The 25,510-nt window shown below is 71.1% G+C and carries 15 protein-coding genes; 10 read left to right on the top strand and 5 right to left on the bottom strand.

Features of this window, described 5'->3' with window-relative positions; genetic code table 11:
- Positions 1-269 precede the first annotated feature (269 nt).
- Positions 270-857, bottom strand: coding sequence for a GNAT family N-acetyltransferase (locus ABD339_RS29815; protein WP_344570263.1), 588 nt, complete (start codon positions 855-857; stop codon positions 270-272).
- A 185-nt stretch (positions 858-1,042) separates the two neighbouring features.
- On the opposite strand from ABD339_RS29815, the gene secA reads away from it, so the two are divergent.
- On the top strand, positions 1,043-3,886 hold the full coding sequence (secA, locus tag ABD339_RS29820; RefSeq protein ID WP_344570264.1) for a preprotein translocase subunit SecA: 2,844 nt from the start codon (positions 1,043-1,045) through the stop codon (positions 3,884-3,886).
- 255 nt (positions 3,887-4,141) lie between these two features.
- Here the strand turns inward: secA and ABD339_RS29825 are convergent, their stop codons facing one another.
- Positions 4,142-4,339 (bottom strand): hypothetical protein, encoded by a 198-nt coding sequence (locus tag ABD339_RS29825; protein WP_344570265.1) that lies wholly within the window; start codon positions 4,337-4,339, stop codon positions 4,142-4,144.
- Between the two features lie 118 nt (positions 4,340-4,457).
- On the opposite strand from ABD339_RS29825, the gene ABD339_RS29830 reads away from it, so the two are divergent.
- Positions 4,458-4,757 (top strand): hypothetical protein, encoded by a 300-nt coding sequence (locus ABD339_RS29830; RefSeq protein ID WP_344570266.1) that lies wholly within the window; start codon positions 4,458-4,460, stop codon positions 4,755-4,757.
- A 679-nt stretch (positions 4,758-5,436) separates the two neighbouring features.
- Here ABD339_RS29830 and ABD339_RS29835 read toward each other — a convergent pair.
- The gene (locus ABD339_RS29835) at positions 5,437-6,204 is read right to left on the bottom strand and encodes a LuxR C-terminal-related transcriptional regulator (RefSeq protein ID WP_344570267.1); all 768 of its coding nucleotides are present in this window, start codon (positions 6,202-6,204) and stop codon (positions 5,437-5,439) included.
- 778 nt (positions 6,205-6,982) lie between these two features.
- On the opposite strand from ABD339_RS29835, the gene ABD339_RS29840 reads away from it, so the two are divergent.
- Together ABD339_RS29840 and ABD339_RS29845 are read left to right on the top strand one after the other, a co-directional pair.
- Positions 6,983-7,717 (top strand): cytochrome b5-like heme/steroid binding domain-containing protein, encoded by a 735-nt coding sequence (locus ABD339_RS29840; protein ID WP_344570268.1) that lies wholly within the window; start codon positions 6,983-6,985, stop codon positions 7,715-7,717.
- A gap of 46 nt (positions 7,718-7,763) precedes the next feature.
- On the top strand, positions 7,764-9,056 hold the full coding sequence (locus ABD339_RS29845) for a PrnB family protein (protein WP_344570269.1): 1,293 nt from the start codon (positions 7,764-7,766) through the stop codon (positions 9,054-9,056).
- A gap of 412 nt (positions 9,057-9,468) precedes the next feature.
- Here the strand turns inward: ABD339_RS29845 and ABD339_RS29850 are convergent, their stop codons facing one another.
- Entirely contained in the window at positions 9,469-9,942 is a 474-nt protein-coding gene (locus tag ABD339_RS29850) for an Rv3235 family protein (RefSeq protein ID WP_344570270.1), read from the bottom strand.
- A 291-nt stretch (positions 9,943-10,233) separates the two neighbouring features.
- Here ABD339_RS29850 and ABD339_RS29855 point away from each other — a divergent pair, with 291 nt between their 5' ends.
- From ABD339_RS29855 to ABD339_RS29870, 4 genes are all read left to right on the top strand, one after another.
- Positions 10,234-10,827 (top strand): DUF6912 family protein, encoded by a 594-nt coding sequence (locus ABD339_RS29855; protein WP_344570271.1) that lies wholly within the window; start codon positions 10,234-10,236, stop codon positions 10,825-10,827.
- A gap of 252 nt (positions 10,828-11,079) precedes the next feature.
- Positions 11,080-11,826: an HAD family hydrolase gene (locus ABD339_RS29860; RefSeq protein ID WP_344570272.1), complete on the top strand. Its 747-nt coding sequence runs from the start codon at positions 11,080-11,082 to the stop codon at positions 11,824-11,826.
- Positions 11,827-12,147: 321 nt separating this feature from the next.
- Positions 12,148-17,253, top strand: coding sequence for an NAD-glutamate dehydrogenase (locus ABD339_RS29865; protein ID WP_344570273.1), 5,106 nt, complete (start codon positions 12,148-12,150; stop codon positions 17,251-17,253).
- Between the two features lie 418 nt (positions 17,254-17,671).
- A complete protein-coding gene (locus tag ABD339_RS29870) occupies positions 17,672-19,948 on the top strand; it encodes a hypothetical protein (RefSeq protein WP_344570274.1) in 2,277 nt (758 codons plus the stop codon).
- Here the strand turns inward: ABD339_RS29870 and ABD339_RS29875 are convergent.
- Complete coding sequence (locus ABD339_RS29875; protein ID WP_344570275.1) at positions 19,906-22,572, bottom strand: glycosyltransferase family 4 protein; 2,667 nt, start codon at positions 22,570-22,572, stop codon at positions 19,906-19,908. The two genes, ABD339_RS29870 and ABD339_RS29875, sit on opposite strands and share 43 nt — an antisense overlap.
- 758 nt (positions 22,573-23,330) lie before the next feature.
- Here ABD339_RS29875 and ABD339_RS29880 point away from each other — a divergent pair.
- Positions 23,331-23,669, top strand: a complete 339-nt coding sequence (locus ABD339_RS29880) for a hypothetical protein (RefSeq protein WP_344570276.1) — start codon at positions 23,331-23,333, stop codon at positions 23,667-23,669.
- Positions 23,669-25,234 (top strand): acyltransferase family protein, encoded by a 1,566-nt coding sequence (locus ABD339_RS29885; protein WP_344570277.1) that lies wholly within the window; start codon positions 23,669-23,671, stop codon positions 25,232-25,234. The genes ABD339_RS29880 and ABD339_RS29885 overlap by 1 nt, the downstream gene beginning before the upstream one ends.
- Positions 25,235-25,510: the final 276 nt, after the last annotated feature.

Here is a 25,510-nt window from a genome sequence, read left to right on the forward strand (position 1 = left end):
CCGTGCGGACGTCCTGCGGGGGCCCCGCGGGCAGGCCGGAACCGTGGGTGTCGGGGGTCCCGTCGGCCCCTGGGGTCTCTCGTGTGGATCTTCGCGCGTCCGCGAGGACAGCTACGGCGCCTCGCCGCGTTGTCGGAGCATCCCAGTACGCCCAGTACGCCCAGTACGCCCAGTACGCCCAGTACGCCCAGTACGAGGAAGCTCCTCCGCCTTGCGATGCACCGCATCTGACGCCGCGGCCTGATCCACGAAGAGCCGAACGAGAGCCCCTAAGCGCGGCCCGAGGGCAGGTAGGGGGTCTCCTGGGGGTGGCCCCAGTCGGAGGGCAGCAGGGCGGCGATGCGTGCGTCGCGGCGGGTTCCCCGGTGCACGATGCGGGCGCGCTGGATGCCCTCCTCGACGAAGCCGAGGCGCAGGGCGACCGCGTGTGACCCCTCGTTCTCCACCTGTGCCACCCACTCCAGCCGCTCGACGCCGAGCGAAGTGAAGGCCCAGCCGGCGACGGCCCGGCCCGCCTCGGCCGTGTAGCCGCGGCGGCGCTGTCCCGGGGCCGTCCAGAAGCCCAGTTCGGCCTGGCGCATGGCGGTGCGCAGGTGGGCGAGGCGTACGAGACCCATCGAGCCGACCAGCTCGCCGCTGTGGGTGAAGACGCCGAAGTTGTACATCGTGTCCTCGCGCCAGCCCGCCGGGCTCGTCCGCAGCACGAATTCTCCGGCGTCCGCGAGCGTGTACGGTTCGGGAACCGGGAGGAAGCGCTGGATCTCGGGATCGTCACAGGCCGTGGCGACCGCCTGCACGTCCCGCTCTTCGAAAGGGCGGAGCAGCAGCCGCTCTGTGCGCAGTGTGAGGGGTTCCATATCCTGATTGTGCCGCCGGGCCCCGTCGGCACCTTCCGGGGCTACGGCACGTTGGGGGTACAGGGGCAGTCGTCCCTCGCATACGATGGCCGGTGCGGCAAAGGCCCTCAGCAAGGAGAGGACCGCGCGTCCGCGCACCGACCGTGCAGACCGTGCCAGGCCCGACCGGCAAGGAGCCACCCTAAGTGTCCGTCTTCGGCAAGCTCATGCGTGCAGGTGAAGGGAAGATCCTGCGCAAGCTGGACCGCATCGCGCGGCAGGTGAATTCCATCGAAGAGGACTTCATCGACCTGTCGGACGCCGAGCTGCGAGCCCTCACGGACGAGTACAAAGAGCGGTATGCCAACGGCGAGAGCCTGGACGATCTGATGCCGGAAGCCTTCGCGACCGTGCGTGAGGCTGCCAAGCGGGTGCTGGGCGAGCGGCATTACGACGTACAGCTGATGGGCGGCGGGGCGCTGCACCTCGGTTACGTCGCCGAGATGAAGACCGGTGAGGGCAAGACGCTGGTCGGCACCCTGCCCGCGTATCTGAACGCCATCTCGGGCAAGGGCGTGCACATCGTCACGGTCAACGACTACCTGGCGCAGCGTGACTCGGAGTGGATGGGCCGCGTCCACCGCTTCCTCGGGCTCACTGTCGGCTGCATCGTCGCGAACATGACTCCGGCCGAGCGCCGTGAGCAGTACGCCTGCGACATCACCTACGGCACGAACAACGAGTTCGGATTCGACTACCTGCGCGACAACATGGCGTGGTCGAAGGACGAACTGGTGCAGCGGGGCCACAACTTCGCCATCGTCGACGAGGTGGACTCGATCCTGGTCGACGAGGCGCGTACGCCGCTGATCATCTCCGGCCCCGCCGACCAGGCCACGAAGTGGTACAGCGACTTCGCCAAGCTCGTGAAGCGCCTGGAGAAGGGCGAGCCCGGCGACCCGCGCACCCAGAAGCCGGAGACCGGCGACTACGAGACCGACGAGAAGAAGCGCACCGTCGCCATTCACGAGGCCGGTGTCGCCAAGGTCGAGGACTGGCTGGGGATCGACAACCTCTACGAGTCGGTCAACACCCCCCTGGTCGGCTACCTCAACAACGCGATCAAGGCCAAGGAGCTGTACAAGAAGGACAAGGACTACGTCGTCATGGACGGCGAAGTCATGATCGTCGACGAGCACACCGGCCGTATCCTCGCCGGCCGCCGCTACAACGAGGGCATGCACCAGGCGATCGAGGCCAAGGAAGGAGTGGAGATCAAGGACGAGAACCAGACGCTCGCCACGATCACCCTCCAGAACTTCTTCCGCCTCTACGACACCCTTTCGGGTATGACCGGTACGGCGATGACCGAGGCTGCCGAGTTCCACCAGATCTACAAGCTCGGCGTCGTGCCCATCCCCACCAACCGGGCCCTGGCCCGCGTCGATCAGGCCGACCTGATCTACCGCACCGAGGTCGCCAAGTTCGACGCGGTCGTCGACGACATCGCGGAGAAGCACGAGACGGGCCAGCCGATCCTCGTGGGCACCACCTCCGTCGAGAAGTCGGAGTACCTCTCCAAGCAGCTCACCAAGCGCGGCGTCCCGCACCAGGTGCTGAACGCGAAGAACCACGAGCGCGAGGCGCTGATCGTCGCCGAGGCCGGCCGCAAGGGCTCGGTCACCGTCGCGACGAACATGGCGGGCCGTGGTACGGACATCAAGCTCGGCGGCAACGCCGAGGGCATGGCCGAGAACGAGCTGCGCGCCCAGGGCCTGGACCCGAACGAGCACGTCGAGGAGTGGGCCGCGGCCCTGCCCGCCGCGCTGGAGAAGGCCGAGAAGTCGGTCAAGGCGGCGGTGGACGAGGTCAAGGAGCTGGGCGGCCTCTACGTGCTGGGCACCGAGCGGCACGAGTCCCGCCGGATCGACAACCAGCTGCGAGGCCGTTCCGGCCGACAGGGCGACCCGGGCGAGTCCCGCTTCTACCTGTCGCTGGGCGACGATCTGATGCGGCTGTTCAAGGCGCAGATGGTCGAGCGCGTGATGTCGATGGCGAACGTCCCCGACGACGTCCCGATCGAGAACAAGATGGTGACCAGGGCCATCGCCTCCGCCCAGTCCCAGGTCGAGCAGCAGAACTTCGAGATCCGCAAGAACGTCCTCAAGTACGACGAGGTCCTCAACCGGCAGCGCGAGGTCATCTACGGCGAGCGCCGCCGCGTCCTGGAGGGCGAGGACCTGCACGAGCAGGTGCGCCACTTCATGGACGACACCATCGAGGCGTACGTCCAGGCCGAGACGGTCGAAGGCTTCGCCGAGGAGTGGGACCTGGAGCGGCTGTGGAGCGCCTTCAAGCAGCTCTACCCGGTGAAGGTCACGATCGAGGAGCTGGAGGAGGCCGCGGGCGACCGCGAGGGCATCACGGCCGACTTCATCATCGACTCCATCAAGGACGACATCAACGAGCAGTACGACGCCCGTGAGGCGGAGCTGGGCGCCGACATCATGCGCGAGCTGGAGCGGCGCGTGGTGCTCTCCGTGCTGGACCGCAAGTGGCGTGAGCACCTCTACGAGATGGACTACCTCCAGGAGGGCATCGGCCTGCGTGCCATGGCCCAGAAGGACCCGCTGGTCGAGTACCAGCGGGAGGGCTACGACATGTTCCAGGCCATGATGGAGGGCATCAAGGAGGAGTCGGTCGGCTACCTGTTCAACCTGGAGGTCCAGGTCGAGCAGCAGGTCGAGGAGGTGCCGGTCGAGGACGCGGTGCCGGGTTCGTCCGCGCCGTCGCTGGACAAGGAAGCGGTCCCGGCGGGCGCGGGCTCCGGCCCCGCCCCGGCCATCCGCGCCAAGGGCCTGGACCAGCCGCAGCGTCCGGACCGCCTGCACTTCTCCGCGCCGACCGCCGAGGGCGGGGTCGTCGAGGGCGAGATGGACACGGGCTCCGGTACCGACGGCGACGAGTCCGGCCCGGTCCGCTCCCAGGCCGACGGCCTCACGCGCGCCGAGCGGCGGAAGGCCCAGAAGGGCCGCAAGAAGCGGAAGTGAGGTGACCCGGGGAGCGCGCGGCCCCGGCACCGTTGACATGGCCGGGGGCCGGACACCTTGAGAGTGTCCGGCCCCCGGCCATATGCGTACCGCTGCCTGCTGCCTGCTGCCTGCTGCCTGCTGCCTGCTGCCTGCTGCCTGCTGCCTGCTGTTCGCGGATTCGTGGGTTGAGGGCTGTGTGCGGCCCCCAGGACGGTCGCTCTCCGATGGACGCTGAGCCGCGCTATGAGGGCCGAGCCTCTGGACGAGGGGGACCTAGGGGCCCGCGCCGCGCTCCTGATTCCGCACATGGGCATCATGCACAGCAGGCGCGACCAGCCCCGCGACGAAAGCGATCGGACCGCCGTAGAGCAGCGGGGGACCGACATGGGAAATCCAGTCTGCGATGGCCAGAACAGCAAGGACATCGACGTAGCAGAACAGGAACAACGCTCCCGCTCCGACCTTCACCATCGGTCACCCCCACGTGAGCACCAACAGGTCCACTTGTTGCCTGCCCGGGTGGATGCTGCCGAACACCGTCTGCAGCGCGGCTTGTTGACGCTCCGCCTGACAGGAGAAGGAGCACGGCGTGCGCCGATTCGAGCATGTGGCCACATCCGGCACGCATTTCCGCGCCCTCCGACGCATCGCCGGAGGGCAGCAGCGCGACGCCTGTGCCCGGCTGGTGGACAAGCTCGCGAAGCTCTATCCCGGCGCACCTGTTCGGGGCGCTGCGGTGTCGGCCACCTTCACCGCCGCCGCCCACCCCGGCGGAAGCGCGGACCGTATCCACAAGCCGGACGCCCGACGCCGCGGAGGCGAAGTCGTGCTCGAAGTGCTGGAGGCTTGCTCCTCGGGTCAGAAGCCGCGGAGGACTTCGGCTTGGTAGCGGGCTGGGTCGCTGCCGGGGTTGTGGTGGGCTTCGATGGTGTGGGTCACCGCACCGGGCGCGGGCCCGCGGTCGGTGCGGGGGCTGTGGCGAGGCCGTGGGCGTCGGTAACGGCTTCCGCAGCGGTGACGTCGCCGGGGAAGTGGGAACCCGTGCGGCCGGAGAAGATGAAAAGCACGGGCAGACACACGGGAGCGGCGAGCCGTTGACGCCCTGGGTGGCGGTCGCTGTGAGTGGCTTGCGGAAAGCGGGGCCGGGCTCGGCCTCCCGCTGGTTGTCGCTCTCTCGTCGTGAGAGGTGCGCGCGCGTCTTGTACGCCACCTTCGCACGCGACAGTCGGCTGTATCGGTGGAGCAGAGGTCGCCCTGCGCGTCCAGGGCCAGACTCGTCACGACTGCGAGTCTCACGCGGGTGGCGACTTTTCCGTCGCCCTGGGTGCCGTATACGTCGACCCTCACATCTCGCGGCGTAATCGCCTCGCGCCGTGTGGCCGGCTGGGTGATCGCCGCACATGCGCGCCAGTCTCGTCATCGACGCACCTCGCCCTCGCGGAGGATGAGCGGGGATCCGGAAGTACAGCCATACGCTGTGGGAGACGGCCTCGACCGGCTAGCGGTGCCCCTTGTACGACAGCGACCTGTCCCCCACGGACAACCCCTCCAGCATGATCGCCCAGAATTCATCCCGCCCGGTCAGCCAACGTGACCGCGCCCGCCGACGGGCTCAGGCCGCCAGCGGTGCCCGCTGTACCCGGTGGTCGCCGGTCACCCGCCGCCGACGGTATTCGCCGGATCCGCTGGCTGTTACCGGCCACCAGCGGATCCGGCTCCTCCTGGAGCAGCCCGAGCTCGATCGCCCTGCGCGTCAGGTCGGCCTTGTTGCCCACGTTGAGCTTGCTCCTGATGCGTTTCACGTACGTGCTGACGGTTGCCTCGGTGAGGTCCATGCGCCGGGCGATCTGGCTGTGGGTGAACCCGGCGGCGAGCCAGCGCAGCGTCTCGACCTCCCGGCGCGCGAGCGTCGAGGGGGCCACGGCGGGCGGCTTGCGCAATTCGTCACGCAGGCCCGCCGCGAGCTCTGCCGCGATATGGATCCCGCCGTGGGCCACCGTGTCCACCGCGCGCAGAAGCTCGTCTTCTTCGGTGTGCTCGGCGACGCAGCCGTGGGCACCGGATTGGAGGGCGAGTGCTACGAGCCCCGGGTCGGCGGGCCTGGTGATGAGCAGCACCCGCCCACAGTCGGCCAGCTCGCCGATCGTCTCGTCGAGGGGAGGTGCCGCGTGCGGATGCGGCCCGAAGAGGATCACGTCGGCCTGCGTCCACGGCTGCTCGATCTGCGAGGGCTCCGCCACCACGGCGACGAGATTCAGTCGCGGTTGGCCGGAGATGAGGCTTTCCAGTCCACGACGCAAAAGACTGTGATATTCGACGACCGCGATAAGGGACATCCGGGGCACCGTACTCACATGTATCAGTGATGGCGAAAGGGATTCGAGTAGCCGCCGCCTGCTCCTGTGGTGGAGGCTCCGGCCGCTTAAACGGGACCGGTGGCCAAGTGGTTCATCATCTCCGCCGAGGAGGTCCGCCGGTGTGCTCGGCGCGGTGAGCTTCAGATCCCTTCTGCCCGCGCCTGATATCGAATGTCCGACTGCGGTGATTATGCTCCGGGTTGACGCGATATTTCCCGTGCTGTCGCCGCAGGTGTTCAGTGGTCGCCACCGTGGTTCGGGTGGCTATATCTTTCCGGTGAATTGTCCTGAATTTATGCCACTCGTACGCCAAGGGCGATGTGCGCACGCACAACAGAATGCGCTCCGCGGAAAGCACGCAGGTGTCGGTGTCGCCTTGGACAACCCCTGTTCAGGCGCCCCGGACGTCCCTTTTCGAGGGCCCTCGGAAAGCATTGACCCTCTCCCGGGCGGCTTTGCATGATGTGTACATGAATCAGGGCGAGAGCTCGCCCTTCTCCGGCGCGCGCTGAAGCCCGAGGCCGACCAGTCGGCCCGATGAGGGCGCCGCTGCTTCGCCAAGGCTCAACGACAGCTCTGCGACGTCCATTCCTTTCAATGGGAGCCAGATCATGGGCTTTTCCCTGCGTTCTTATGCTATGACGCAAAATGTCGGTCTCACGGTTCCTGGCATGGGTACCCCTTTTCCTGCCCACCCGCGTCCGGGGTGCGACCGAGCCGGAGCCCGATCGAGGCCATGGGCACGGAAGGCGGCCCTGTGACACCGGCAGAAGTCATCGAGGAGGTCACCCGCCACAAAAAGTGGCTGATCATCAACGGCCGGGTGATCGACGTCGGCGAATTCGTCGAGCGTCACCCCGGAGGGTGCGCCGTGCTCTTGGCCGGTGTGGGGCTGGACGTCTCGGCCGACTTCCACCACGTACCCGCGCACCAACGCGCCTCGGTCACGCGGCGGCTGGCCGGAATGTCCGTGGCCGCGCTGGAGAAACCAACCGATCTGCCGCCCCTTGCGCAGGAATTGGGCCGGCTGGCCGAGCACATCCTCCTGGTCCGGAACTCCTTCGAGGTCCAGCGGGACACCGACCGGCCCGCGCACCTGCAATTGGCGTACTACGGGCAGGGGCTCGCACACCTCGTCGCCGACCATTCATCTGCCTTCCGCCGCCGACTCGTCGACATGGTGGGCCCGCCGCCCCCGGCGGGCGAGCAGAAATCACGCGACCTCCTGCTCGGGAAGATCGAGTGCCGCATTTCCGAACTGCTGATGACCGCGGACGAGAGCCGGATGCTCTCCCTGGTCGAGCACATCCACACATCGACGACGGGGATGCTGGACTCACTGCTCCGAATAGTGGCCGCCGGCCAACGCCCGGACAGCGCACCGCAGAAAACGGGTGAAGCGATCCAGCAGGCCCTCCAGCACATCGAGGACTGGACACAGCGGGAAGAAAGTTTCTGGTTCACATACCAGGCAGCCGACGAAAGGGCCTGAGATGAACTCCGCGAACGGCCACGCCAGTGCGACTTGCCGTTACGTCATGCAGTGTGAGAAGGAGCCTGCCTGGGACGACGGCGACCTGACGGTCAGTCACGGTTTCTTGCCCCGACGGATACGGACACGCGCCCTTCCGCCTCAGTACGAGGCATGGGAGCAGACGGCCCGCGATCTGCCTGCTCTCTCTTTCAGCCCCACGACGCGTAAGACCATCGCATCCATCCCCCTCCTTCCGTCGGATCCGGTGAGCCTCCCGGACCGTGACCTGAAGCGGGCGGCGATGCTGCTGGGCATGCTGGCCCACTCCTATTGGCGGTTCGGGGTGGACCGGATGTTCGTCCCCCGCAACAAGGACATCCCCGACGAGCTCCCGGAGGCGATCAGACGGCCCTGGGACGAGGTGTGCCGGCGCCTGGGACGCAGCGGTCCGGGGCTGACGATCGAGGACTGGGTCTTCAACAATTTCACCTTCCTCGACGCCGGCCACGTCGGAGCGGACGGCGACTACGATGTCGCAAACATCTCGAACGAGACGGTTCGCCCCCTCGTGCCCGCCTACGGCTCCGAGGTGGAACGGGTCTTCACCTCGTCGTTCATTGACATCCATGCCGCGATCACACCAGTCGTGGGATCGGCGTGCCGCATAGCGGACGCCATCCATCAGGAAGGTCCTGACGGCTGCGAACAGGTCGCCAGGGAACTTGAGGAGATCGCCCGGTGCGCACGGGCGGCGAAGACCGCATTCAGCCGGGTCAGCCCCAGCCGCAAGAGCCGTACCTACTGCGATCCGGTGGACTGGGCGAAGACGCTGGTCACCTGGACCGTTCCGCCGCCCGGCTATCCGCCGGGGCCGAGCGGGTCGGCGACCCCGCTGAACCACTTCATGGACGCCGTCATCGGCAGGACCGACTACAGCACCACGCAGGGTGCCTTCGCCAAGAGCCTGCGGGGGACGCAGCTGTCCCGCAAGCACGAGCACTTCTGTGACCTTGTCAAAGCCGTCGGCATACGCGCCTACATCACCGGACTGCGGGCGACAGGCGGCAACCGGTTCAGCACAACCGCCGCCGCATTCGACCATGTCATCGAATCCTTCGCAGGAGCGAACGGCTTTCTGGGCGTCCACAAGGGCAAAGTCATCGACTACCTCGGCGTCGGCACGGTGGTCGGCCGTAACCAATCCACCGCCCACGACCAGACACACATCCAGGACTCCAGCTGGACCGCCATGGCCGACGGCCTCGCCGACGCCATCACCGAACGGGAAACACGCAGGGTAGGGCAAGCGCTTTCCGGCTCTTGTGCTCCATCCGTCCCTTCAGCCGTAGTCCGGTGATCAGGTTCGTCGGGTCGTGCCCGGCTGTGGATGACCGGTCCGGCGTCGTGCGGCGCCCCGGCAGCGCGGTCAGGTGTGTGGTCCCTGCACGTCGGTGACAGTGGCACGCCTGATCCGGGCGGGGAACAAAAGGTGAGGGCCTTCTGGCTCGGTGTGGATCGCGACATCCACTGCCGGAGCTCAGGGGCCCTCGCGAGCCACGTAACGCCCCGCTGACTCCGGCCGGCGACCGCGTCCGGCCCGCCGCGTTGCCGGCTGAGACCGCGCCCCAGGGACCCGGAGCATCTCAGCACGCCGGCCCGCCCAGTACGGGGATCGGGTCGGCACCGGTGGGGGGAGTGGTCCGGCATGGGGCCTCGTCCCTGGGGCGCGGTCTCAGCCAGTGCCGGGCCCCGCTGGACCGGTCCCGGGGTCAGTGTGTGGTGTCGAGTTCGATCGCCGTGCAGCGCCAGCGGTTGTCGGGGCAGAGTTCCAGGCGGAAGGCCATGGCGCGCTGGCGGGCGCCGGTGGTGATGCGGGCGAAGGCTTCGATGACGCCCTCGCGGGGCTGGGTGCCGCGGGCCTCCAGGACGGCGGGCGTCGAGCGGTCCGTGCCGCGCGGGCGGAGCGGTGCCTCGGGGGCGAGGGCGCTGAGACGGTCGTAGGCCGGGCCGCGGGCGTGGGCGAGGAGGGTGTGGACGGGGCACTGTCCGCTGAGGACGAGCAGCAGTCGGCGGGCGAACCAGAACGGCGGCTGGCGTTCACGTGCGAGGTGGGCCGCGGCGCGCAGTGCCGAGTCGGCGGGGCGGCGGCTGTCGCGCCTGCCCGGCGGGCGGGTCGAGGTCTGGCGCGGGCCGCGCCTGCGCGGCTGGCGGCCGGGCGCCGAGGATGCGGTGCTCGTGGTCATGGGCTGGTGGTCCCCCGTGGAATGGCCGGGCCCGGAGGGCTGACTGACTACCGGGCGGTAACTGGACGGCTGGGAACGGTTCTAGCCGCGCCGCGCTCCCGGCCGCAACGGGCGGGGGTGTGCCCCCAGAAGGCCCGGAACGGTTCACCTATCCGGATTACCTCGGCGTCGCGGGTTGTCATCACGCCTCGTCCACCTGCGGCTTTGCGCGGCCTCTGGCAGCGCCGCCGATGAGCGGCGGCCCGTATGCTGGCGGCACCGACGGTCCGGCGATACACGAAAGCGGCAGACATGCGTGTCTATCTCCCCTCGACCCTGCCCGCGCTGAGCCGGGCGCACGACGCCGGCGAACTGGGGCCGGGCCCCCTTGAGGCGTACGCCGTGACCCAGGGGCTGCGCGAGTGGTGTGCCTCCGACGACGAGGAGGAGTTGGAGTACGCGGCGCTCGGCCAGGCGGCGCGGGCCTCGTTGCGGCTGCTTGCGGAGGCGTCCCGGAGCGAGGCCGGGTCCGGGCGGAGGGTGGTCGTCGCCGTCGAGGTGCCGGACGCGGAGGTCGCGGCGGATCCGGACGAGGCGGCCGGCGGTGCCGGTGAAGGCCGGTCCGAGGGGGCCGACGGGGCGGCTGTCGGCAGGGTCCGGCTGGGTGCCGCCGTACCCATGGCCAAGGCGGCGGCCGTCCATGTGGACGCCGACGACGCGGGGGCGGACGTGACCGCGGCGGCGGACGCGCTGAGGGCGGTGGCCGACCGGGCCGGGGCCGCCGGAGCAGGGGAGCAGGAGCAGTACGAGAAGCAGGACGAGGGCGCACGGGACGCTGTGGACGGCGCGGAGGCGCACGAGCTGCTGTGGTTCGCCACCCAGGAGATCCCCGCCCTCCTGGGCTGAGTCCCGCGCCCCTGGGCTGAGTCCCGCCCTCCTCGGTTGAGCCCTCCCTCTTGGGCCGAGTCCCGCCCTCTTTGGCTGAGCCCGCCCTCTTCGGCTGCGTCCTGCCCGTCTCCGCACCGTCCCTTTCTCGGGGCTTCCCTGGCTCCGTACCCTCGCCGTACCCATCCTGACCTGCGGGTTCTTGACCGTGCGGGGTAATGGTCCGGCGGAATCCGGTGCGCGCTGTCACACCCGCGACGTACCGTCGAATGCATGGTCCGAGGACAGGAGAGCGCGGAGGACGCGGGCGGCGGCGATGACGGCCGGGGCGGCGCTCCGGGGCGTCGTCGCGCCCACCTTGTGTGGGACTGGAACGGCACGCTGCTGCACGACATCCATACGGTGATCGAGGCGACGAACGCGGCATTCGAGGAGCTGGGGCTTCCGGCGATCACGCTGGAGCGGTACCGGGAGCTGTACTGCGTGCCGGTGCGGCGCTTCTACGAGCGGCTGATGGGCCGGCTGCCCACCGACGGCGAGTGGGAGGTCATGGACGCGACCTTCCACCGGTACTACTGGCAGCTCGCCCCGGCCGCCGGGCTCGCCGAGGGGGCTGCCGAGCTGCTGGCGGCCCAGGGGGCGGCCGGGGGTACGCAGTCGCTGTGTTCGCTGGCGCCGCACGAGCGGCTGCTGCCGCTGTTGCGCGGTTACGGCATCGAGCGGCACTTCCTGCGGATCGACGGCTCGGTCGGGCGATCCGGCGCCGGTAAGGCGGCCCAGATGGTGCGCCACCTCGCGGCGCTCCAGGAGGTCGTCCCGGCCAGGACGGTGGTGATCGGGGACGCGGTGGACGACGCCCTGGCGGCAGCGCACGCGGGGGCGCGGGCGGTGTTGTTCACCGGTGGTTCCCACAGCAGACGCAGCCTGGAGGAGGCCGGGGTGCCCGTGGTGGACAGCCTGTCCGAGGCGGTGGAGACGGCCGAGCGCCTCGTGGCGGAGAGCGCCGAGGGCGGCCCGTGAAGGTCCGCTCACTCGCCGTCGCTGTCGGGGTGGCCGAAACGGCGCAGTGCTTGTCGTCTTGTTGTACACATGGCACGCATAAGGCCCATGCCGCTCGTGGTGGCGGGGGCGATAGCCTTGCTCACGTGATCAGCGCGATATCCACCGGAGGGTCCGCCATCGGGCGAGCCTCCGCTCAGCGCCCCCCGCGTGACAGCGTGCGGGGCGCCGCTGGTCGTATCTCCCGGCACCGCGGCGGACCCGAGCGGCGACCCCGCGTTCCGAAGCCGTGCCTTCACCACCCCAACGTCACGCAACGGCGCGCGACAGGAGCCAGAGGACATGCAGACCAAGCTGGATGAAGCGAAAGCCGAGCGGCTGGCAGAAGCCGCCCGGGTGGCTGAACAGAGCCCGGCCGGGGGACACCACCCGGTACGAGGGCTTGCGGACGACGCCCTTGGTGCGTATCTCCAGCGGTACTACCTGCACACGGCGCCGGAGGACCTGGCCGACCGCGATCCGGTCGACATTCTCGGGGCCGCTCTCGCCCACTACCGGCTCGCGCAGGACCGGCCGCAGGGCACGGCGAACGTCCGGGCGTACTCCCCCTCGATCGACGAGAACGGCTGGTCGAACACGCACACCGTCGTCGAGATCGTCACCGACGACATGCCGTTCCTCGTCGACTCGGTGACCAATGAGCTGACCAAGCAGGGACGTGGCATCCACGCGGTCATCCACCCGCAGATGGTGGTGCGCAGGGATCTGGCGGGGAAGCTGCTGGAGGTGCTCGCCACCGGGCGCGACGACCTCGCGACGCCTGCCGGAACGCCGAACTGGCGCGAGGAGCTGCCGCACGACGCGGTCGTCGAGTCCTGGATTCACGTCGAGATCGACCGCGAGACCGACCGCGACGATCTCAAGCAGATCAATTCCGAACTGCTGCGGACGCTTTCGGATGTGCGGGAGTCCGTCGAGGACTGGCAGAAGATGAAGGGCGCGGCGCTCCGCATCGCCGACGAGCTGGCGGACGAGCCCACCGACGATCTGCCCGACGACGAGATCGAGGAAGCCCGCGAGCTGCTGCGCTGGCTGGCCGATGACCACTTCACCTTCCTCGGGTACCGCGAGTACGAACTGGACGCCGAGGGCGAGCCCCAGGACGGCAAGGCGGCGGCCAAGAGCACCAAGGCGGCCAAGGGCGGGAAGACGTCCAAGGCCGGCAAGAACGTCAAGGCATCCGGTGCGAAGGCGGGCGCCGAGGACAAGGAGTCCACCGACGGCGCCGACGGCAAGGAGGGCGAGGATCTGAGCCTCAACCCCGTGCCGGGTACGGGCCTGGGCATCCTGCGCTCCGACCCGCACCACAGCTCCGTGGGCGGGCATCCGGTCTCTCCCTCGTTCAACCGCCTTCCGGCGGACGCGCGGGCCAAGGCGCGGGAGCACCGGCTGCTGGTGCTCACGAAGGCGAACAGCCGCGCGACGGTGCACCGCTCCTCGTACCTCGACTATGTGGGCGTCAAGAAGTTCGACGCCGAGGGCAATGTCGTCGGGGAGCGGCGCTTCCTGGGCCTGTTCTCCTCCGCGGCCTACACCGAGTCGGTGCGCCGCGTGCCCGTCATCCGGCGCAAGGTCGCCGAGGTGCTGGAGGGCGCGGGCTTCACGCCGGACAGCCACGCGGGCCGTGACCTGCTCCAGATCCTGGAGACGTATCCGCGCGACGAGCTGTTCCAGACCTCGGCGGACGAGCTGCGCGACATCGTCACCTCCGTCCTCTACCTCCAAGAGCGCCGCAAACTCCGCCTCTACCTGCGCAAGGACGAGTACGGGCGCTACTACTCGGCGCTGGTCTACCTGCCGCGCGACCGCTACACCACCGGGGTCAGGCTGCGGCTGACGGACATCCTCACCGAGGAACTGAACGGCACCAGCGTCGACTTCACCGCCTGGAACACCGAATCGGTCCTCTCCCGGCTGCACTTCGTCATCCGGGTGCGGTCCGGTGCCGAGCTGGCGGAGCTGACCGACCGGGAGACCGACCGCATCGAGGCGCGGCTGGCGGAGGCGGCGCGCTCCTGGGCCGACGGCTTCAGCGAGGCGCTGATCGCCGAGTGCGGCGAGGAGCGGGCGGCCGAACTGGCGCAGAAGTTCGCGCACGCCTTCCCCGAGGGCTACAAGGCGGACTTCTCGCCGCGTACCGCCGTCGCCGACCTCCAGCACATCGAGCAGCTGGCGCGCGGCGGCGACGAGAGCGACTTCTCGCTGAGCCTGTACGAGCCGGTGGGGGCCGCGCGGGGCGAGCGCCGGTTCAAGATCTACCGTACGGGCCGGCCGGTCTCCCTCTCGGCGGTGCTGCCGGGCCTCCAGGCCATGGGTGTGGAGGTCGTGGACGAGCGGCCGTACGAGCTGCGCTGCGCCGACCGCTCGCACGCGTGGATCTACGACTTCGGGCTGCGGATGCCCGAGGGCAAGCAGGGGCCGGGGGAGGAGACCCGCGAGCGCTTCCAGGAGGCGTTCTCGGCGGTCTGGACGGGCCGCGCCGAGAACGACGGGCTGAACGCGCTGGTGCTGTCCGCCGGGCTGACCTGGCGGCAGGTGATGGTGCTGCGGGCCTACGCGAAGTACCTGCGGCAGGCGGGCGCCACCTTCAGCCAGTCCTACATCGAGGACACCCTGCGCGGGAACGTGCACACCACGCGGCTGCTGGTCAGCTTGTTCGAGGCCCGGCTGGACCCGGCGCGCACCGGCGCCGGCCACGAGCTGACGGACGGCATCCTGGAGGAGCTGAACGGCGCGCTGGACCAGGTCGCCAGCCTGGACGAGGACCGCATCCTGCGCTCCTTCCTCACGGTCATCAAGGCCACCTTGCGCACCAACTACTTCCAGTCGGCCGATGACGGCCGGCCGCACACCTACGTGTCCATGAAGCTGGACCCGCAGGCCATCCCGGACCTGCCGGCCCCCCGCCCGCAGTACGAGGTGTGGGTCTACTCGCCCCGCGTCGAGGGCGTGCACCTGCGGTTCGGGAAGGTCGCGCGCGGCGGGCTGCGCTGGTCGGACCGGCGCGAGGACTTCCGTACGGAGATCCTGGGCCTGGTCAAGGCGCAGGAGGTCAAGAACACCGTCATCGTGCCGGTGGGCGCCAAGGGCGGCTTCGTCGGCAAGCAGCTGCCCGACCCGGCCGCCGACCGCGACGCCTGGCAGGCCGAGGGCATCGCCTGCTACAAGACGTTCATCTCCGGCCTGCTCGACATCACCGACAACCTGGTCGGCGGCGAGGTCGTGCACCCCCGGGACGTGGTGCGGCACGACGGCGACGACACCTACCTGGTGGTCGCCGCCGACAAGGGCACGGCCACCTTCTCCGACATCGCCAACGAGGTCGCCGTCTCCTACGGCTTCTGGCTCGGCGACGCCTTCGCCTCCGGCGGCTCGGCCGGCTACGACCACAAGGGCATGGGCATCACCGCCAAGGGCGCCTGGGAGTCGGTCGAGCGGCACTTTCGGGAGCTGGGCCACGACACCCAGACCCAGGACTTCACCGCCGTCGGCGTCGGCGACATGTCCGGTGACGTGTTCGGCAACGGCATGCTGCTCTCGGAGCACATCCGCCTGGTGGCCGCCTTCGACCACCGGCACATCTTCCTCGACCCGAACCCGGACGCGGCCACCTCCTACGCCGAGCGGCGCCGCCTCTTCGAACTGCCCCGCTCCTCGTGGGCCGACTACGACAAGGACCTGATCTCGGCGGGCGGCGGCATCCACCCCCGCAGTGCGAAGTCCGTGCCGGTCAACGCCCAGGTGCGGGCCGCGCTCGGCATCGAGCCGGGTGTCAGCAAGATGACCCCGGCCGAGCTGATGCGCGCCATCTTGAGCGCCCCTGTGGACCTGCTGTGGAACGGCGGCATCGGCACCTACGTCAAGGCGTCGGCCGAGTCGCACGCCGATGTGGGCGACAAGGCCAACGACGCCATCCGGGTGGACGGCCGGGACCTGCGGGTCAAGGTCGTCGGCGAGGGCGGCAACCTGGGCTGCACCCAGCTCGGCCGGATCGAGTTCGCCGCGGGCGGCGGCCGGATCAACACCGACGCGATCGACAACAGCGCCGGAGTGGACACCTCCGACCACGAGGTGAACATCAAGATCCTGCTGAACGCGGTCGTTGCCGAGGGCGATATGACCGTCAAGCAGCGCAACTCGCTGCTGGCGGAGATGACCGACGAGGTCGGCGCGCTGGTGCTGCGCAACAACTACGCGCAGAACGCGGCGCTGGCCAACTCGATGGCCCAGGCCCCCAGCCTGCTGCTGGCCAGCCAGCGGCAGATGCGGCGGCTGTCCAAGGAGGGCAAGCTCGACCGGAGTCTGGAGTTCCTGCCCACCGACCGGCAGATCCGCGAGCGCCTCGCGGCCGGGCACGGCCTGTACCAGCCGGAGCTGGCCGTGATGCTCGCCTACACCAAGATCATGGTCACCGGTGAGCTGATCGGGACCTCGCTGCCGGATGACGGCTATCTCCAGCGGCTGGCCTACGCCTACTTCCCCAAGGCGCTGCGCGAGCGCTTCGGACAGCAGATCGACTCGCACGCGCTGCGGCGGGAGATCGTCACGACCGTGCTGGTCAACGACACGGTCAACACCGCGGGCTCGACCTTCGTGCACCGGATGAAGGAAGAATCCGGTGCGGCGACCGAGGAGATCGTGCGCGCCCACACGGCGGCCCGCGCCATCTTCCGGCTGGGCGACATCTGGGACGAGGCCGAGGCGCTCGACAACAAGGTGGACGCCGACGTTCTCACCGGCATCCGGCTGCGCTCGCGGCAGCTCGTCGAGCGCGGCACCCGCTGGCTGCTCAACAACCGCCCCCAGCCGCTGCTGCTGGCCGAGACCATCGAGCTGTTCTCCGAGCGCGTCGAGGCGGTCTGGGCCGAGCTGCCCAAGCTGCTCAAGGGCGACGACCTCAAGTGGCACCAGAAGATCTACGACCAGCTCTCGGATGCCGGAGTCCCCTCGGATCTGGCGCTGCGCCTGGCGGGTTCCTCGGCGGCGTTCTCGGCGCTGGACGTGGTGGCCGTCGCGGGGCGCACCGACACGGATCTGATGGCCGTCGCCCAGGTCTACTTCGACCTGGCCGACCGGCTCGGCATCACCCAGCTCCAGGGGCGCGTCAGCGAACTGCCGCGCGCCGACCGCTGGCAGTCCATGGCCCGCTCCTCCATCCGTGAGGACCTCTACGCCGCGCACCAGCTGCTGACGGCGGACATCCTGGCGGCCGGGGACGGCGCCGCGTCCGCCGAACAGCGGTACGAGGCGTGGGAGGAGAAGAACCGCGCGATCCTCGTGCGGGCCCGGGCCACGCTGGATGAGATCCAGTCGTCGGAGACCTTCGACCTGGCCAACTTGTCGGTCGCCATGCGGACGATGAGGACGCTGCTGCGCAGCAACCGCTGACGGCTCCGGCCGCCAGGCCGCCGGTCGCCACCGGGTCGCCGCCGGGTCGCTGGTCTCCGGCCGTCCGGGCCGTCCGGCCGGGCGCACCCCGCGCCGGGGGCCTCGGCCGGGTGTGCCCCCGCCGGGTGTCCCCCCGTCCGGGTGTGCCGCTGGAGTCTGCGGCGGTACACCCGGCACCGGATGGGGGCGGAAAACGCGCCACCGGGAGAAGGCGGCTCGGGCTTCACCGGGTGAAGGCGCAACACGGGCTTCATCGGATGAAGGCGGAAAACCGGGAAGCGGCAGGCAGCGGGGCCGTACGGCCGCCGTGGCGGGAACTGGCTCCCAACGCTTCCCCGCCACGGCGGCCGTCCGCGCGTTTGGGGGTGTGCCGCGCGACGGGATGGCCGGGCCGCGCCTACGGTGAAGTGTGGGTGCGGTGGTGAAGAGCGCGGACGAGGAACGGTTCAGCGCGCGATCGGCGCGTGAGACCGCTGAGTCCTGCGCGGCACTGGCCCTGCTGGCCGCCGGGTACGTCCTCCAGACCTTCGGCATCGTGGACCGGGGCACCGCCCTGGTCATCGCCGGAGCGGTCTTGGCGGTCCTGGCCGAGGTCCTGGTGCTGAGCCGGGAGCGGGCTTTGGTCCGGCGGCTGGCACGGGCCCAGTGCACGGCCCCCGTACGGCAGCTGGTGCGGGACGCGCTGCTGCTGGGCGGGCTGGCCGGGCTGGGGGTCGCGCGTCCCGGCGGGCCGGGCGGCTGGCTGCTGCCCGCCGTGCTGGGCTGCTGGGTACTGCACTTCCTGTGCCAGTCCGTGGCCGGCGCGGTGCGCACCCGGCGGCGGCTGCCCGTCGTCACCCGCAACATCGACGCGTCGGGCCTGCGGCCGAGCGCCGGGCCGCCGGGGCTGTTCGTACGCCGGGGGGCGCTGCGGCTGACCGCTGTCGGAGCGCTGACGACGGCCGGGATGGCCGTGTCGGCCGGGACGGGGGAGCCGCTGTGGGCCCAGGCCGTCGCCGTGTGCTGCGGCGCCGGGCTGCTGGCCGGGACGGCGTACCTGGCCACCTGGCTGCTCCCGGGCAAGCGGGTGGTGGGCGAGGAGGAGGCGCTGGCCTGGCTGGATGGCTGGCTGGCCGGATACCGGCCGACGGTGGGCCTGTACTTCTCCGGCGGCAACGCCTCCGCCTACCAGGCGAACATGTGGCTGACCACGCTCGCCCAGCTGGACGGCAGGCCGCTGATCGTGCTGCGTGAGCGCTTCATGGTGCAGAAGATCGAGGCCACCGACGTGCCCATCCTGTGTGTGCCGAAGGTCGCCCATCTGATGCGGTTGGAGCACTCCACGCTCAAAGTGCTGCTCCATCCGGCGAACTCGGGGAAGACCTCTCAGGTTCTGCGCATCCCCACGCTCAAACATGCCTTCATCAACCACGGCGAGAGCGACAAGCTCTCCTCCTGCAATCCCTATGCCAAGGCGTACGACCAGGTGTGGGTCGCGGGCGAGGCGGCCCGGGAGCGGTACGCGCTAGCCGACATCGGCGTGGAGGACAAGGACGTGGTCGAGGTCGGCCGCCCCCAGCTGGCCTCCATCGAGCCGACCCGGGCGCGGGGGGCGGCGGGAACGCACGAGGCGGCGAGAACGCGTGGGGCGGCAGGGGCACATGAGGCAGCACGGGCACGTCCGGTGGCGGTGGCGGACCCGCGCGACTTCCTGACGGTGCTGTACGCGCCGACCTGGGAGGGCTGGACCGACGATCCGGGCAACACCTCCGTGCTGCTGGCGGGCGAGGCGATCGTCACGGCGCTGCTGGCCGACCCCGGCGTGCGGCTGCTCTACAAGCCGCACCCGATGACCGGTTCGGTGGACCCGCGCGCGGGCGCCGCCGACCGGCGCATCCGCGCCCTGATCGCGCGGGCCGCCGAGCAGCGGGCACGGGAACGTGTGCGCGAACCGAACGGCGGCCGGGCAGACCGCGAGGCCCTCGCCGCGCTGGAGGCCGCGGCCCGGCGGCTGGACGAGCTGACCCGCGCCACCTTCGGGCCGGACGCCGACGAGGTGGAGCGGATGCTGCGTCAGCCCGCCCCGGAACCGGGCCGGGCCCTGGCGGTCGCCGAGGCGACGGAGGCGTGGGAGGCGGCCTTCTGGGCGTCGCTCCCGGCATGGGAGCACCAGGTCGTCACCGGCAGCCGCCCGGCGATCTTCAGCTGCTTCAACGAGGCGGACCTGCTGGTCTCCGACGTGTCCTCCGTCGTCTCGGACTACCTCAGCAGCGAGAAACCGTACGCCGTCGTCAACACCAGCGGCCTGGACGAGGAGGACTTCCGCGCCGCCTTCCCCACCGTCCGGGCCGCCACGATCCTGGGGCCCGACGGCGCGGGCGTCCCCGAACTGCTGTCCGCCGTACGCCTTCCCGGCGGGGACCTGCTGGCCCCGGCCCGCTCGGCGCTGAAGGCCCGGCTGCTCGGCCCGGCCGAGCCGCCCTCGCTCGTGCGCTTCAACCGCGCGGTGCTCGCCCTCGCCGCCGACGCCGAGGCCCGCGAGGAGCGGGCGCGGCGGGCGGCGGAGCACGCCGAACTGCGCCCGGAGTACGCCGATGTCGCCGGTGCCGCCGACGCGGCCGATGCGGCCGACGCCGCCGACGACATGGCGACCGAGGGAGGGCGCAACCGCTCTCAGGCGCTGGCCGAGGCGCTGGGCGAGGACGAGGGGCTCTGACCGTCCCCGGCCGCACTCGCCCGCCGCTCCCCGGCAGTGCCCTCGTGCGCCATGGGGGCCTCCTCGCGGACGGGCTTGAGGGTGAGGACGAGGTTGTTGTTCAGCGAGAAGTACAGCTGCACGGCCAGGTCGCTGCCGCCCAGCCGGGCGCGGGGGGAGACGTCGGTCTTCTTGCGGTCCGCCAGGTCGCCGAGCAGCCGCGCCAGCCGGACCGGCGCGCGGCCCTCCGCCGGACGCAGCCACAGGTCCCATACGTCCTCTTCGGCGCCGTCGGCGAAGGCGGCGGGCAGCTCGTAGGGCAGCGTGACGGTGACGGTGTGCGGACCGCCACCGGGCTCCTGCTCGCCGCCCCCGTCGGTTCCGGTGAGGCGGGTGGTGCCGGTAGTTCCGGTTCCGGTTCCGGTTCCGGTTCCAGATCCAGATCCAGATCCAGATCCGTGGCCGGTGCTGCTGCCGGGGCCCGTGCGGGTGCGGCGGGTCGCGGGGCCGTCGGCGCCGGGGCCGCCCAGCAGGCCGTTGTCCGCGCCGAGTTCGCCGGGCAGGCCGTCATCCGGGCCGAGCGTGGCCGGGAACTCGAAGGCGTGCTCCGGATTCCCGCGCGGAACGGCGACCAGGACGGGCCCCGCACCCTCCTGCCCCTCGCCGGCCGGACCGTGTGCCGCCTCGCCGTAGAGCCTCGCCCGCAGGACGAAGCCCTGCGGATCCAGCGCGACCGAGGTGACCTCCGCGTGTCCGGAGCGGTGCCAGGTGCGCACGGCGAGATACCCGTCGCTCGTGGCATACGGGATCGACGGGGCGAAGGCCCCGTCCCGGTCCAGCGGCGCGGGCAGCGTCAGCAGCCGCGCCGTCTCCACCATGGCGGCCCTCACCCGCTTCCGCTTGCCGTCCGGGCGGCGCTCGACGTACGCGTCCCAGCGCCCTTCGGACATCCTCTCGACCGTGGGCGAGACGCGGACCTCCACCCAGCCGCCGGCATCCGCGTGGCCGCGCGGGGGCAGCGGCACGCGCAGCGGCTCGACCGCCTCCCGCCGCCGGGGGCACAGCACGAGCGCCGCCGGCCCGGCGGGCAGCTTGTCGGCGCGCAGCCGGACCAGCAGCGAACCGTCCCGGCCGACCCGTACCCACGCCACCGGTCGCGGGAGCCCGTTGGCGGCCTTCTGTTTCCGGTTCTGCTTCCGCTTCCGGATGCCGGCCAGCACCGGACGCAGGAGCGGGGCCAGGAGCCGGCGCGGGGTGAGGGGCTGCCGGGGCTGCCGGGGCTGCGGGGACTCGTCCGAGGCGGCCCCGCCGGAACTGCCCGCGCCGCCCGGCCTACCGGAGCCGGCGGCTCCGGCCGTACTGTCCGTTCCGGTCGCGTTGCCCGCGCCGGTCGCGCGCGCCGGGGAGCCCGCCCCCGGACTGAGCGTGCCCGCGATGTCGGACTCGCTCAGGGTGCCGACCGCCGCGTGGGCGCCCCGGCGCTTCGTCAGCAGCTGCTCGATGAGGCGTTCGTACTCGCCCGCGATGCGCTGCGGTGCGTAGCGGGCCGCCTTCTGTAGCGCGGCCTGACTCATCCGGGAGCGCAGGCCCGGGTCCTCGATGAGCTGGAGCAGCGCGTCGGCGTAGGCCCGCACGGTGAACTCCTCGCTCTCACCGATCGGCGAGAGCAGCCCGTCCTTGCCGTTGGCGATGATCTCGCCGGGCCCGTAGCGGCAGTCGGTGCTGACGACCGGGACGCCGCAGTGCATCGCCTCGACCAGCGTCATGCCGAAGGACTCCGCGTCGGAGGAGACCGCCGCGATCGAGCCTTTGGCCCACTCGGTCTCGATGGGGGAGTGGGCGCCCATCAAGAACGCGCGGTCGTAGAGGCCGAGTTCGTTGATGAGGTCGCGCAGCGGGGCGTGCTGCTTGCCCCGGCCGTACAGGCGCAGCGACCAGTCCGGATGCTGCTGTGAGACGAGGGCGAAGGCGCGCAGCAGCCGGTCGTAGCGCTTGACCTTGATGAGGCGGCCGGCGGCGACGATCAGCTTGGCCTGCCCGTCCGAGGGCTCCACGTCGGTGGGCGGTACGGCGTTGGGGATGCAGACGATCTGCGCGGGGGCGTCGGGGAGGGCGCCGCGGTAGTCGGCCGCGTCCGCGTAGGAGACGGTGACGAACGCGTCCAGGTGTGCGATCGCCTTGTCCTGATGGGTGCGGATGTGGTCGCTGTGCATGGCGTGCGTCAGGTGTTCCTGGCCGATGCGCAGGTAGCGGTCGCTGCCGTATCCGGCGAGATAGTCGTTGATCTTCGGCCGCGTGCCGATCACGACGTCCGCGTCCAGGTCCGCGAGCAGTTCCTTGAGGCGGACATCGCCGAGGCGGGTGGAGATGCCCCGCTCGAAGTGGTCGTGGCCCTCGGTGAAGCGTTCGCTGGGCCGGCGGTAGAGCGGGTGGTCTCCGTCGTAGACGTCCGAGGAGCGGCGCAGGTCGATCAGGGAGGTCATGGTGACGCGGGGGTCGAACGTGAGCGCGGGCTCGTCGATTGCCCTGCGCAGGCTGACGACCTCGACCTGATGCCGTTCGACGAGCGCCCCGGACAGGTTCACCGTCGACCTGATCGTCCCGCCGATTCCATAGGCGTTGTCCAGCAGGAACACGATCTTCATCGTGGGCTCCGCTTTCTGTTGCGTGCGGTGGTGCGGTGCGGGGGGATGCGGTACGGGGCGCTCACCGGCGGCGTCGCGAGGGGCCGCCGGTACACGTGTGGAGCCGTCTGGGACGGCAATTGGTCCGTGTTGCGCCATTATTCCTATCGATTATTAGAGATGCGATATGAGCGATATGAGGGCTAGTGCGCTCTTAACACTCGTCTGTCCCTCTTTCGGCCCCGTGGCGGCATGCCGCGACGAGGAGTCGCGAGACCGCGCTTACTGTCTGATCAATGGCCTCCGAGAGCAGCTACCGGGACAGGCCGGGCGGCGCCGACAGCCCCCCGGTCACCGCCGCCCTGCCCGGCGGGACGGCGGCCCGGCCCGCTGCGACGGGCCTGCCGGGCACGGCGGCGGCCCTGTTCAACGAGGCAGCCCCGTCCGACGGAGCGGCCGGATTCGCGGAACCGTGGGCGCGGGGAGGGGGCTCTGCGGGGCGGGAGGGGGTCGTGTTTCCCGACAGTGCGACATTCCGGCTCATCGTTTTGACGTGCCTCGGGCGCGGGCGGCCGAGGGGGTCGATCGGGGAGCCCCGTGGCTCCGGTCTCCCGGAAACCGCAGGCATCACTGGCACTACCAACACCACCAGCCCCACTCATCGGTCCGGTCGCACCCGCCGCGCCGGTCGCACCGGGCGCCTTGATCGCGTCGGCCGCACCGGATCCCCCGCTCGCAGCGGGCGTTCCGCGTGGCCGCGCGGGCCGGTGGCGGCGCCGGTGCTGTATCCGGTGCCGACTCCGGTGCTGTGTCCGGTCTTCGAGGCCCTGGATGCGCGGCCGGTGAGGGCCGTGCCCTGGGACTCGACGCTGTACCCGTATCCGCCGCACGGACCGCTGACCACGGCGGCCCACGCCGTCGGCGAGGGCGCGCCGCCGCGTCCGCCGGGGCCCTCCCGGGCCGCCGCGCTGACCGGCGGGGCCGCCACGTCCGTGCTGCTCTCGACCGCGCCCGCACGACGGCTCGCGCGGCCCCTGATCGAGCCGCGTGTGCCCGGCCGGAACCGGCCGTGGCACGGGCGGCGCTCGCCCGGAACGAGTGAGCCAAGGACGGCGTGATGGCCTGGGAATCTTTCACCGACACCCGCGCGGCACGCGGCACCGCCGCCGCGCCCCCCGATGTGTACCCCGCGTCCCCCTTCCCCTCGCCTGCCGAGGGCGACGGGCCGCCGGGTCCGCCGCCCCCGGCCGGGCCGGCGCTGCCCGCCCCCTCGTCCGGGGCGACGGGCCCGCGCGCCCGGCCCGGGGCCGCGGGAGAGCGCGACCGTCCGACGGGTGCCAGGGACCGTACGACAGGCGCGAGGCGGCGCCCGGAGCCGGTCAAGGACGGCTCGGCGGCGACGGGAAGCCGTCCGGCGGGCACCAAGGGACGCACGGCCCCGCCTGCCCCGGCAGCCCTGCCGGACGCGTCCGCCCCGGCCGCCCCGTCAGCCCCGGCCGCCCCGTCAGCCCCGGCGGGTCCGTCGGCCTCGGCAGCCCCGCCGGATGCGGCGCGCGCCGCCGCGAGCGTCCCGGCGCCCGCCGGGCGGGCGGAGCGTGGCCCGGGGCGCGCGGCCGGTGGCTCCTCGGTGTCGGCGGCCGGCGGTGCGGGCGGGCGCGACCCGTTCCTGGACAACGCCAAGTTCCTGCTGGTCGTCCTGGTGGTGCTCGGGCACAACTGGAGCCCGGTCGCCGACGGTATGCGGGAGGTGAAGGCCGCCTGGCTGCTGGTGTACGCCTTCCACGCGCCCGCGCTCGTGATGCTGTGCGGCTACTTCTCGCGCGGCTTCACCGGCCGCCCCGAGCAGATCCGCAGGCTGCTGGTGCGGCTGCTGGTGCCGTACCTGCTCTTCGAGACGGCCTACAGCGGCGTCTACGCGCTGTGCTGGAACCGGCCGTTCACCATCACCCCCACCGAGCCGAGCTACCTGTGCTGGTTCCTCGTCGCCTTGTTCGTCTGGCGGCTGACGGCTCTGCTGTGGCGCGCGGTGCGGTGGCCCGTCGCGTTCGCGGCGCTGGTGTCGGTGCTGGCCGGGTTCACCGAACTGGGGCCCGAACTGGCGCTGCCGCAGACGCTGATGTACCTGCCCTGGTTCGTGCTCGGGCTGCGGCTGCGCCCCGAGCACCTGCGCCCGCTGCGCAACCCGGCAGCCCGCCGCTGGGCGGTCCCGGTGATGGTGGCGGCTGCGGCCGGGGCCTGGTGGGCGGCGCCCCGGGTGAGCCGTGGCTGGCTCCAGATGGACCTGAGTTACGAGCAGTTGGGCGTGCCGCCGTTGCAGTATGTGGGCGTCCGGGTGGCGCTGTTCGGGATCGGCGCCGCTCTGGTGGCCGCCTTCCTGGCGCTCGCGCCGGCGCGCCGCACCTGGTTCACGGCGCTGGGCGCGTGCTCGCTCTACCCGTTCGTGCTGCACGGGCTGGTCGTCAAGGCGGTCGAGGGCTTCGGCTGGTACCAGGCGGTGCTCGCCGGCGGGCTGCTCGCGGTGGCGGGGACCACGGTCGTGGCGGCGCTGCTCGCCACCTTGCTGAGCACGCCGCACCTGAGGCGCGTCCTGCGGCCCCTGGCCGAGCCGCCCTTCCCGGGCTGGCTGTGTCCGGGGCGCGGCGCCGAGGGCGGGTCGCTGACCTGCACCGGCATGACGCGCTGAGGCCGGACGGGCGGGCCCGCTCCTTACTGCCCGGCGGGGAGCCGGACGGACGGGCCCGCCCCTGCTGTCCGGCCGGGGCGGGCCGGGTGGTCGGGTGGCCCGTAACGCTGTCCGGCCGGGAGCGGGCCGGGTGGCCCGTAACGCGGACTGAATCACGGGTGGCCGGTGAGCGGCGAGGCGTGGAAGCTCTGCCCACCACCGCCCCGGGGACGTGCGCCGGCTCCCTCCGGCCGCCTATACAGGGCCGCAGGCCCGACGCACGCTCCGTACCAGAGG

It is taken from the genome of Streptomyces axinellae (assembly GCF_039532135.1).
GTDB classification, from domain to species: domain Bacteria; phylum Actinomycetota; class Actinomycetes; order Streptomycetales; family Streptomycetaceae; genus Streptomyces; species Streptomyces axinellae.